The 11,702-nt window shown below is 65.4% G+C and carries 7 protein-coding genes and 1 tRNA gene; 1 reads left to right on the top strand and 7 read right to left on the bottom strand.

The window, feature by feature from the left end; genetic code table 11:
* Positions 1 to 28: 28 nt before the first annotated feature.
* Both gspD and ASE95_RS04010 read right to left on the bottom strand, forming a co-directional pair.
* Complete coding sequence (gene gspD, locus ASE95_RS04005) at positions 29 to 2,248, bottom strand: type II secretion system secretin GspD (RefSeq protein ID WP_056631718.1); 2,220 nt, start codon at positions 2,246 to 2,248, stop codon at positions 29 to 31.
* Complete coding sequence (locus ASE95_RS04010; protein ID WP_056631721.1) at positions 2,245 to 3,135, bottom strand: type II secretion system protein N; 891 nt, start codon at positions 3,133 to 3,135, stop codon at positions 2,245 to 2,247. Before ASE95_RS04010 ends, gspD begins: the two co-directional genes overlap by 4 nt.
* A gap of 119 nt (positions 3,136 to 3,254) precedes the next feature.
* On the opposite strand from ASE95_RS04010, the gene ASE95_RS04015 reads away from it, so the two are divergent.
* Positions 3,255 to 3,884, top strand: a complete 630-nt coding sequence (locus tag ASE95_RS04015; protein ID WP_056631724.1) for a prolyl hydroxylase family protein — start codon at positions 3,255 to 3,257, stop codon at positions 3,882 to 3,884.
* Between the two features lie 35 nt (positions 3,885 to 3,919).
* On the opposite strand, the gene ASE95_RS04020 is transcribed toward ASE95_RS04015, so the two are convergent.
* From ASE95_RS04020 to lon, 5 genes are all read right to left on the bottom strand, one after another.
* Positions 3,920 to 6,742 carry a TonB-dependent receptor domain-containing protein gene (locus ASE95_RS04020; protein ID WP_056631727.1) on the bottom strand — a complete coding sequence of 941 codons (2,823 nt, stop codon included), beginning with the start codon at positions 6,740 to 6,742 and terminating at the stop codon, positions 3,920 to 3,922.
* A gap of 98 nt (positions 6,743 to 6,840) precedes the next feature.
* Positions 6,841 to 8,496 carry a hypothetical protein gene (locus ASE95_RS04025; protein WP_056631730.1) on the bottom strand — a complete coding sequence of 552 codons (1,656 nt, stop codon included), beginning with the start codon at positions 8,494 to 8,496 and terminating at the stop codon, positions 6,841 to 6,843.
* 234 nt (positions 8,497 to 8,730) lie between these two features.
* Positions 8,731 to 8,805: transfer RNA gene (locus ASE95_RS04030), tRNA-Val, on the bottom strand.
* Positions 8,806 to 8,866: 61 nt separating this feature from the next.
* Positions 8,867 to 9,139, bottom strand: a complete 273-nt coding sequence (locus ASE95_RS04035) for an HU family DNA-binding protein (RefSeq protein ID WP_056631733.1) — start codon at positions 9,137 to 9,139, stop codon at positions 8,867 to 8,869.
* Between the two features lie 161 nt (positions 9,140 to 9,300).
* A complete protein-coding gene (lon, locus tag ASE95_RS04040) occupies positions 9,301 to 11,697 on the bottom strand; it encodes an endopeptidase La (RefSeq protein WP_056631735.1) in 2,397 nt (798 codons plus the stop codon).
* Between the last annotated feature and the right edge of the window lie 5 nt (positions 11,698 to 11,702).

Consider the following 11,702-nt stretch of genomic DNA (forward strand, 5'->3'; position numbering starts at 1 on the left):
GCATCGATCTCCGCGCCGGTTCGTACGATCATTGCCGCTTCTTGCTCCCGGTGATGACGGTGGTGGAGTTACGGTAGACGGGCACCGCAATGCGGGGATCCTCGATGCTGCCGGGCTGCCCGGCCGGGGGCAGCGGCGGTGCGGCACCCATATAGTCGCGCACCAGTTCGTCGATCGACGGTTCGGCGGCCGGATCCTGCAACCCCTGCTGCAATCGGAGGTAGCCGTAACGCCGCTCGGTCACGCGGCGATTTTCCTCGGCCGACCGGATCACGGTCGGGCGGATGAAGATCATCAGATTGGACTTGGAGCGCGTCTTCGCCCTGCTCTTGAAGAGATTGCCGAGCACCGGGATGTCGCCGAGGAACGGGATCTTCTCGATCGTACGCCGCTCCTCGTCGGACAACAGCCCGCCGATCACGCCGATCGCGCCGTCGTCGACGGTCAACACCGTCTCGACCTCACGCTTGTTCAGGATCAGGTCGGAGTTGTTGCTGCTGACCGGCCCGGCGATCGAGCTGACCTCCAGGTGCAGGTTCATCTTGATCGTGCCCGATGAATTGACCTGCGGGCGCACGTCCAGCCCGATGCCGACGTTCTGGCGCTGCGTCGTTCGGAAGGCGTTGTCGAAATTGTTCGACAGCGCCTCGCCGGTGGTGATCGGGATTTCCTGCCCGACCAGGGTGTGCGCTTCCTGATTATCCAGCGTCATGATCTGCGGCACCTGCAACAGGTTCGACTGCGTATCGCTTTTCACCGCATTGATGATCGCGCCGAAGATCGTGCTGCCGATCTGCCCGCCGAAGCCGCCGAAGCCGCCCTGCGACCCGATGATCGAGCTGATCGCGGATTGCGTCAGCTGGTTCGACGCGCTGTTGTTGACGTTGGTGATGGTGCGCGTGCCGTCAGGCGCGACGACGGTGGTCTGCGTGCTGCCGAGCCGCTGCGCGCCGACCGCACCCGCGATCTGGAGGATGTTCGGCGCCGAATTGCTGAACGTCGACGCCGCGAAGGCGCCGCCGTCGACATTGCCGAGCAGGAATTGCGCACCCAGCCGGTTCACGGTGTTGTCGGAAACCTCCGCGACGATCGCCTCCACCAACACCTGCTGACGACGTTGATCCAGCTTCTGGATGACGTCGGAGAGCTGGCGCTGCACATCGGCGGGCGCGGCGATCACGATCGCATTCGCACCGGCATAGCGCGTGACGACCGCCGCGGTACGCGCGCCCTCGCCGCGGATCGCCGCCTGTTGCGGCTGCCCACCGGATTGCTGCGCGATGTTCTGTTGCGGCTGGCTGCGGGTGGCCGGCTGCGGCGTCGCGCCGACGCCCGTCGAGCCGGTGCTGCTGGTGCTCAACCCGGTGCGGCTCAGCCCCTGTTCCTGAACCGCATCGGGCGCTTGCCCGACAAGTTGCTGGAGCACCGGCAGCAATTGGTTCGCGTCGGCGTTCTCCAGGAACACTACCCGGATCTCGGTGGCATTGCGCGCGCTCTGATCGAGTTCGCGCGCCAGTGACGCCAGTCGCGCCACCGTCTGCGGATCGCCGCGTAACGCCACGGCGTTGCTGCTCTCGATCGCCACCGCAGAAGCGCCCCCGGTCGCCGCGGCGGCACCGCCCTGCGCCCCCCCACCCAACAGCCCGGTCAGCGCGGTGGCGACCTCGGCAGCGCGTGCGTTCTTCAGCGCGATGATGCGTGTCGCCGAGGTATCGGCATCGATCCGCCGAACCACCTCGCGCACGCGGCGCACATTGTCGGCGAAATCGACCACTACCAGGCTGTTGCCGCCACGGTTCGCAGTGACCGACCCCTGCGCGCTGACCAGCGGACGCACCGTATCGACCGCCTGCGCAGCGTCCACTGAGCGCAGCCGGATGATCTCGGTCACCAACTGGTTGCGCTGTGATCCGGCCAGCCCGATCCGTCCCGGCTGACTGGCGGCATTGTCGATCGGCTGGACACGGAAAGCCCCGTTGGCGGTCGGCACCGCGATCAACGCGTTCGCGCGCAACGTCGAGAGAAACACCTCGAGATATTCGGTGCGCGACAGCGGGCGATCGGTGACGACGGTCACCTTTCCCTGAACGCGATTGTCGATGATGAAGGTGCGCCCGGTCACCTTTGCCGCATCGGCGATAAACGCGCGGATATCGGCGTCGCGAACGTTGAGCGTCGTTTGCGCCAGCGCCGGCTGCACGACAGCGATCAGGACGAGGGGAGAAAGGAGGGAGGCCGTGCGGTTCATCGTGCTACCGGAATGGTGAGCGGCAACGGCTGCCCGCCGCGCTCCACCGTGAGGGAAAGGGTGCCGCCCGCCGCGCGGGCGCGCGTGAGCATGTCGAGGTCGGCCGGACCGGAAATGTCACGTCCCGCTACCGAGGTGATGACGTCGCCGTCGCGCAGCCCGGCGGCGCGGAACGCCGCCCCGCCCCGCCCGCGCACGGTGACGCCGTTGATCTTGCCGCTCTCGATGCGCGGGATCGCGCTGATCTCCGAACGGAGCTGCTGCGGCGACACCGTGCCGCCACCCGACGCAGGTGCGATCGTGCTTGGCGGAGCAGGTGGCGGTGGCGGTGGCGTGCCCGGCATGAGCGGCGCGAGCGGTGCCGAAATCCCGGCCGATGAAGCGTCTGCCGCCGCGGTGCCCGCTGCCCCGGACTGGTCGAGGAACAGATCTTCACTCCGCCCGCCGCGATCAAGCGTGACATGATCGAACGCCACCGACTTCAGGACTACGCCGGGAACGACCTCCTCGCCGACCGCCACGCTTTTCTGCACGCCGTCCGGCCCCGCGATGATGGCAGCACCACGCGCCTGCGTGTTGTCCATTCGCGTGCCGAACAGCGTCAGTTGAAGCGAAGTGACGGTCGCCGGCCCCTGCGCCTGCGCGGCACCACTGACGCGGTAGAACGGATCGAAGCCGATCAATACGCCGGCCGCGTCGGCCGGCACGGTCGGTGACGCGGGCACCCAGGCGCCGAGCGGCGATACCGGCGTGAGCGCCACCCACGCCAGCCGGGCGCATTGAACCGCCAGCAACGCGATCAACGCCAATTCGGCGGCCGAGTAGATATTCACCACGGGCAACCGCCGCAGGATCGCCCGAGCGCGGGCATCGAACTTCAATCGCATCGGCCTGGCCAACTCCCCCGCGAACGGCCGCTAGGCTTAGCACATTACGACCGTATTGCGCCTTTGTGCAAAATATCTCTGCTTGGATGCTCCTTCGCGCCTGTGGCAGAAGCGTGAACATGGCCACCGATCCGATCGCCGCGCGTATCGCCATGCTTCCCGGTATTCAGCGGTTGCCCAATGCCAAGCTGACGCTGTTCGTCCGACGCGACTTCCTGGATGCCGCCACCTGCGCACGGTTGATCGACCTGATCGACCTGGGACGGCGACCGTCGACGATCGCCGACGCCAACGGCGACACCGCCTTTCGCACCAGCGAGACATGCGATCTGCCCGCCACCGACCCCGATGTCGCAGCGGTCGACGCAGCGCTGGCGGCCGCGACCGGGCTGGACCCGATGCACGGCGAACCGATGCAGGGCCAGCGCTACGCCGTCGGGCAGGAGTTCAAGGCGCATACCGACTATTTCGAGCCGAACGGCGCGGACTTCACCCGCTATTGCGGGGTGGCGGGCAACCGCACGTGGACGGCGATGATCTACCTCAACGAGCCCGAGGCGGGCGGCGCGACGCGCTTCAAGGCGGTCGACAAGACGATCCAGCCGGAAGCCGGCAAACTGGTCTGCTGGAACAACTGCCGTGCGGACGGAACGCTGAACCCGGCGACGATTCACCACGGCATGAAGGTGCGCGCCGGAGCGAAGTATATCGTCACAAAATGGTACCGGGAGCGCCCATGGCGCTGGTGAGCCGGCACCCCTGAAAGGGACGCCGGCCGACCCGGTCAGAAGCTGACGTTCGCGCCCAGCGTGAACATCCGCCCGAGGCGATAATTGTTGACGTCGACGCGATTGCCACCCTCGAAGGTCTGGAACTCCTGATAGCGTGTGCCGGTCAGGTTCCGCATCTCCGCCTTGATCTCGACCTTCTTGCCGACGAAATCGACGGTCTGCCGCGCCACGAAATCGACACGGATACCAGGCTTCTCGATGATGTCCGGCTGGAAGCCTGCACCGCCGAGCAGCGCCGGGCCGCGGTTGGTCACGCGCTCGCTGGCATAGTTGAACAGCAAGGTCGCCTGCGTGCCGTTGTCCTTGTCCTCGAACCCGACCTGAAGGTTGACGAGATGGTCGGACTGGCCGGTCAGCGGCGCACCATCGCGGAACAAGCTGACTGCCGGCGCAAAATTCGCCTGACACCCGCCCAGCGTGGTGCCCTCCAGCACCCCGGGCACGCAGGTGCGGTTGGCGGTGATCGCCGAATGCGTCCAGGTATAGTTCGCGATCAACACCGCGCGCTTGCCGGCCATCGCCTCACCGATGAAGTCGAGCGGCACGTACTTCTGCGCCTCGACCTCCACGCCGTACAGCTTGGCGCTGGGCAGGTTGGTGAACCCGGTCTGCAAGCGCGCGTCCGGGGTCGGGAAGAAGCCGACCTGCTCGATCGGATTGTCGATCCGCTTGTAGAAGCCGGCCATGGTGATGCGCTGGTCACGCGCGAAGAACCATTCGTAGCGCGCCTCCAGATTGTAGAGCTCGGAGTCTTTCAGGCGCGGATTGCCGAAGAACAGGCGATCCGATTCGAAGTCGCGAAACGCCTGCGGTGCCAGCTCGCGGAACTGCGGACGTGCGATCGTCTTCGACGCGGCGAGGCGCAGCTGCATATCCTGGGCGAAGTTCCATGTCAGCGTCGCCGCCGGCAGCAGATAATCGTTCTTCAGGCGCGTGCTGGTGGCGTTGATCGGCGTCACGCGCTGCGTCGCGGTTTCGTAGCGGACGCCGATGATCGCCCGCAGGCCATCGGTCGCTTCCGCCTCGACCTGCGCGTAGCCGGCATGAACACGCAGCAGCGCGTCATAGGCGTAGGAACCGTTCTGGCCCGCATCGAAGCGCATCTGCACTGCGGTGTCGGATGGATCGCCCGAACCCGGCACCGGGCAACCGTTCACCACATCGGGCGACAACAGGTAATCGGGGCGAAAAAGGTTGCACGGGAACGGGATCGCGCCGCCAGCCACCGTTTGATAGGTGAACGGCAGACGCGTCGAGGTGCGGTCGTTCTGCGAAAAGTAATAGCCGGCCGACAAGGTCATCGGGCGCTCGCCCGGCATTTTATAGGCGACGTCCGCCTGCCCCGAATACAGGTTCTCGTTCAATTCGCTAAAGACCACCGTCGCAAACCGGTCGAAGGCGTTGGTCGCCTGCCACAAGCCAGGACAGGTCACGCCGCGATCGCTGACCGGCGCATTGCCGAGGTCTGCGTTCAGCGACGTATTGCAGAGATAGATGAACTGCCGCTCGTAGGGCGAGTTGCGCTGCGAATTGGCGTACGCCCCGCGCACGTCGATAGAGAGATCCTGCACCGGCTTGAACTCGCCGACCAGTTGCGTTTCGATCAGCTTGCGTTCGAACCAGCTGGTGTTCTGCTGGAACAGCGGATTGCCGCTGGAATTGTTATAGACGGTCGCGGCAGAGGCGCGCCCCTGTTTCAGCGTGTCGTGGATGTAGACGTTGGTCCACCGCACGCGATTCTCGCCGAACTCCGCGCCAAACCCGAGCAGGCCGTTCACCACCGCACGATTGTCGGTGATGACGGTGCGGAAGTCGTTGCGCAACGTGCCGTCGTTGCTGACCGTGTCCTGCTGCGTCACATCGCGGGTGCGCCAGGTGTTCGACACGCCGAGGCTGCCGATCAGGCCGACACGGGTCGAGCCGAGATCGCCGGTGACGCCCAGGTCCATGCTGCCCGAATAATTGGCGGGCGTGTCGCCGTTGCGCTGAAGCAGCGTCGTACGTGCGTTTGAGAGTTGAAGCACCTGCGCGCCCGGGATGATGCCGTTGCCGGTCGGTGCCTGCTTGATGAAGTCCGGCACGTTGCGCTCGCCGCCGTCATAGCCGAGCCAGTCGGTGGTCGAGCCGAAATAGGTATAGCCCAGCTTGCCGGTCGTCTCGGTATCGATGCTGCCGGATGCGCCCACCGAGAAGAAGTTTTCGTCCGGGATCGCCTTGGTCGTCAAATTGATGACGCCGCCGCCGAACTCGCCGGGATAGTTCACCGAATAGGTTTTCTGCACCAGCGCGGAGCCGACGACCGTGGTCGGGAAGATGTCCAGCGGCACCGTGCGGCGCAGCGGTTCAGGGCTGGGCAGTGGCGAGCCGTTGAGCAGCGCCGAGGAGTAGCGGTCGCCCAGGCCGCGCACGAAGACATAGCCGTTGCCGACGACCGACAGGCCAGTGACGCGGGTTAGCGCGCCGGCGATATCGCCTTCGCCGGTCCGTGCAATGTCGGCGCTCGACAGGACGTTAACGACCTGCGCCGTCGCCCGCACCGCATTGGGGATGTTGCGGCCGACGACCACGATGTCGTCCCCCGCGCTGGCATCGACGCCCGGCGCAGAAATCTCCGCCTGATCGTCTGCGTCACCCGGCACTGCAGCGGCAGTCGCCTGCTGGTCCTGCTGCGATGAGGCATCGGTGCCGGTCGACGTGGTGCTGGTCTGCGGCGGACCCGCGGGCGTCGGGGGAGCTGGTGCGACCTGCGCGAGCGCCGCGGGGGCGACCAGCGTGGTCGTCAATAGAAGTAGCGAGGCGAGAGTGCGCTGGCGCATGGTCGAATTTCCAGTCTTGTTCGGAAAAAAGCGGACCCGGGTGGCGCGATCAGGCGCTCCCCGGGCTCCGCCGAGCTTCACGAGGGGCTAAGCGCGCCTCAGCGGCCCTGGCACTGGAAGTAGACCGAGTTGAAGGTCGGCGGCCCGACGTCCTGCAACGCTGCATCCGCCGGACGGATCGTCGTGCGCTGGGCCCCAGCCCCCGCGCTCGCTATGACGTTGACGCAGGCAGCACCCGCCGCGGTCTTCACGATACCGTTGACGAACGCGAAGTCGGCACCGCCACGCAGGCGGATCGCGGCCGGAGCCGAGTTCGTCTGGATGAAGGTGAAGTTGGCGTAGCGGCCGTAGGTGCGCGGCAGGAGATCCTCGCCACCGTTGGAGTCGATCTCGGTCGCGAACGAATCGGCGGTCGAACCACCGGCCTTCTGCGCGGCGATGATGAACTGCATGAACCCGCGCCAGCCGTTATCGACGTCGAAGCCGTCGTCGTCGGCGCCGGTCACCACGAAGTACTTCAGGTTGGTGGTGCCACCGAAGATCTCGATGCCGTCATCCGCAGAATTGTGGCTCTGGACGTGATCGATCGTCGTGCCCGAACCGGTGCCGCCAAGGGTCAGGCCCTGCAACTCGTTGCCCTCGCTGATCGCGATGCCGGTGTAGCGGATCTGGACATATTGCAGCGTGCCCGAGCTGTCGGCCTGGTTGGTGCCGCCATACAGACGGCCGGTCACGCCCTCGATCTGCTGCTGGCAGGGGTTGGCAGCGCCCGCGGAGGTGCCGTCGGCGGTGTTCGGCCCGGTACCGGTCGCGCAGACAGCGGTCGGTGCCCGGCCGAGCAGGATCACGCCACCCCACAGCCCCTGCGAGGAGTCGGAGACCCCGTTGTTGACCAGATTCTGCTGCGCCGTGAAGATGATCGGCGCTTCGGCAGTGCCGACAGCGTTCAGCTTGCTACCACGATTGACGAGCAGCATGTCGTTGGACGTTTCGGTCGAGTCCGCCGCCAGCACGACGCCGGGCTGGATCGTCAGCGTCACGTCATTCCTGCCGTCGACACCGACCTCGGTCTGGCCGCGCAGGCGATAGACGGTCCCCGGAACCTTGGCGAGCGTCAGGTCCGAGGTCATGACCAGCGGCAGGCGACAGTAACGGAAGGTGGCGGCCGTGGTGACCGCGCCGCTGCTGTTGCGGATTTCGTTCGTGCCATCATCGATCAGGCCGGTGGGGCATGACGCGGCGGCGGCGCCGGTACCGATCGATGGCACGGCGGTGCACGCCGAACTGTTCAGGAAGCTCGCGCTAGATGAATTGCAGGTCCAGCCCGAGAAGGCGTTGTCGTTCGGGCCGCTAAGCGCGCCGACGAAGCTGGTGTTCTGCAGGAACGCGCTGTTGCCCAGCACCGTCTGGGGGTTGCTGGCCGTCGCCAAAGATGCACCGCCGACCGGATAGACGCTGTTCAGCGTGGTACCGAAGCCGTTCACATTATTGTTCTGCCCCGCATTGATCAACGCGAGCTGTTCGTCGGCGGTGATCGTGACACCCGACTGCGTGGTCGCCAGCGCGAATTGCGCGGCGGTCAGCGCCGCCGGTGCGACCGGGCCGGTCGGCGTCGGCGTGGGCGCCGGCTGATTGATCGTGACGGGAACACTGCCCGCGCCCGGCGAGGCGACGTCGTCAGCCCCGCACGACGCCAGGAAGAACGCGGCACTGGATGCCAGCAGAATTTGGCTGCGGCGGCTGAAGCTGACCATGACTAACTCCCTTGATGATGTCGGGCTCGATCCCCTGAGCCCCAAAGCGATTCGGGCGCTGGTGCCCGCTCGCTTCGTCTCAAGCGCCGCTACGGGCGGGGGATGACAGCTGCATGGATGTTCAGAGACGCGGCGATGACAGGGATGTTGCCGTTGCGTTACAATCGTCCCGCGCGGAGACATGCGAAAAGCCCCGCCGATCAAAATGATCGGCGGGGCTTTTCGTGATCCGGATGGTGGGCGCGACAGGGATTGAACCTGTGACCCCACCCGTGTGAAGGGTGTGCTCTACCGCTGAGCTACGCGCCCATCCGTTGGCGGAGCGGCGCATCTACGCAAGCGCCCCTGCCCTGTCCAGTAGGAATTCGCGTCAGTTGAGCGAATCCTTCAGCACCTTGCCCGCCTTGAACTTCGGCTGGCTCGACGCCTTGATCGTCATCGGCTCGCCAGTACGCGGGTTGCGCCCCGTCGATGCCTTGCGCTTGCTGACCGCGAAAGTACCGAAACCGACCAGACGGACCTCGTCACCCTTTTTCAGGCACCCGGAAATCGTCTCGAACACAGCCTCGACCGCGCGGCTCGCCTCGTTTTTTCCCAGTCCCGCGGCTGTCGCTACCTGCGCGATCAGTTCCTGCTTGTTCATCCGCTAAATCCCGTTTGCTGCATCGTTACGTAGAAGGAATGGATTCGCGGATCGGAACCCGCATCGCTCCAGTAAGCGGCTACCTCCCCCCGGAGTCAAACAAAACCGCCGTGTCGCTGGAGCGACACGGCGGAGGCATCCGGTTCAATTACGACGGCATTTCAGTGGTGGAGTTCACCCCCCACCGGGGCGATCGGCGCGGGCGGCAAGGCGGCAAGCTCATCCGCCTCGGTCCAGTCGATCGCCTCCAGCGGACGCACCAATGCCAGGCGAAGCACCTCGTCGACATGCGCGACAGGCACGATCTTCAGCCCGTCGAGGATGTTCTGCGGGATGTCGGCCAGATCCTTCTCATTCTCCTTGGGGATCAGCACTGTCTCGATTCCGCCACGCAGTGCCGCGAGCAGCTTCTCCTTCAATCCGCCGATCGGCAGCACCCGCCCGCGCAGCGTCACCTCTCCGGTCATCGCGATCTCGCGTCGCACCGGCACGCCGGTAAGTGTCGAGACGATCGCGGTGACCAGCCCGATGCCCGCCGACGGCCCGTCCTTGGGCACCGCACCTTCGGGCAGGTGGATATGGATGTCCTTGCGATGGAACAGGCTGGGCTTGATCCCGAACGACGGCGCACGCGCCTGCACGAACGAATAAGCGGCCTGCACCGATTCCTTCATCACATCGCCCAGCTTGCCGGTGACCTTGGCCTGCCCCTTGCCGGGCACGGTAACGCTTTCGATCGTCAGCAGTTCGCCGCCGACCTCGGTCCACGCCAGACCGGTCACCGCGCCGATCTGGTCTTCGGTTTCCGACAGACCATGGCGGAACTTCAGCACGCCGGCGAACTCGGACAGATTATCCGGCGTGATCGTCACGCTGGTCGCCTTGCCTTCCAGAATGCGGCGCAACGCCTTGCGGCACAGCTTGGCGATCTCGCGTTCCAGCGTTCGCACGCCGGCCTCGCGGGTGTAGCGTTGGATCAGCGCGCGCAGACCCTCGTTGGTCAGGGTGAACTCGTCCGGCTTCAGTCCGTGCGCCTCGATCTGCTTGGCCACCAAATGACGCTCCGCGATCTCGACCTTCTCGTCCTCGGTATAGCCCTCGAGCCGGATGATCTCCATCCGGTCGAGCAGCGGCTGCGGCAGGTTCAGCGTGTTGGCGGTGCACACGAACATCACGTCGGACAGATCGATATCGATCTCCAGGTAATGGTCGTTGAACTTCGCGTTCTGCTCGGGATCGAGCACCTCCAGCAGCGCACTGGCGGGGTCACCGCGGAAATCCTGACCCAGCTTGTCGATCTCGTCGAGCAGGAACAGCGGGTTGGCGGTGCCGGCCTTCTTCAGATTGGTCACGACCTTGCCCGGCAGCGAGCCGATATAGGTCCGGCGGTGCCCGCGAATCTCGGCCTCGTCACGCACGCCGCCCAACGACTGGCGAATGAACTCGCGTCCACACGCCTTCGCGATCGACTTGCCCAGGCTGGTCTTTCCGACGCCAGGCGGGCCAACGAGGCACAGGATCGGCCCCTTCAGCTTGTTGGTGCGCGCCTGCACCGCCAGATACTCGACGATACGGTCCTTCACCTTTTCCAGCGCGTAATGATCCTCGTCCAGGATCGCCTCCGCGGCCGGAATATCCTTCTTGATCTTGCTCTTCTTGCCCCAGGGAAGGCCCAGCAGCACATCGAGGTAGTTGCGCACGACCGTCGCCTCGGCACTCATCGGCGCCATGGTCTTCAGCTTCTTCAGCTCCGAGGTGGCCTTGGTGCGGGCTTCCTTGGACAGCTTGAGCGTCGCGATCTTCTGCGCCAGCTCGGCAACCTCGTCGCCCTCGCCCTCTTCACCCTCGTTACCCAGTTCGCGCTGGATCGCCTTCAACTGTTCGTTGAGGTAATATTCGCGCTGGGTCTTTTCCATCTGGCGCTTGACCCGGCTCTTGATCTTCTTCTCGACCTGCAGGACGCCGAGTTCGCCCTCCATCAGCGCGAAGCCCATTTCCAGCCGCTTGAGCGGATCGGTCTCCATCAGCAACGCCTGCTTTTCGGCGACCTTCACCTGGATATTGCCCGCGACCGTATCCGACAGGCGGCCAGCGGCATCGATTTCGGCAAGCTGCGCCGCCAGTTCGGTCGGAAGCTTGCGATTGAGCTTCGCGTAATTCTCGAACTGATCGATGACCGAGCGCATCAGCGCCGCTACCTCCGGACCCTCGACCTCGGCATCGGCCACCGGCGCGATCGTCGCGGTGAGATACTCACCGGCCTCCTCCAGCATTTCCAGCGTGGCGCGCGCCTTGCCCTCGACCAGCACGCGCACGGTGCCGTCCGGCAGCTTGAGCAGCTGGAGCACGGTGGCGGTGACGCCCATCGTGTACAGATCGTCGCGCGCGGGATCATCCTCGGCCGGGTCCAGCTGCGCGACGAGAAAAATCTCCTTGTCGGCGGCCATCGCGGCTTCCAGCGCAGCGACCGACTTGTCGCGTCCGACGAACAACGGCACGATCATATGCGGGAAGACGACGATGTCGCGAAGCGGCAGAACGGGGAAAGTGGACGTCATGGAAA

Origin of the sequence: Sphingomonas sp. Leaf231, assembly GCF_001421995.1 — a bacterium.
In the GTDB taxonomy this organism is placed as follows: Bacteria; Pseudomonadota; Alphaproteobacteria; order Sphingomonadales; family Sphingomonadaceae; genus Sphingomonas.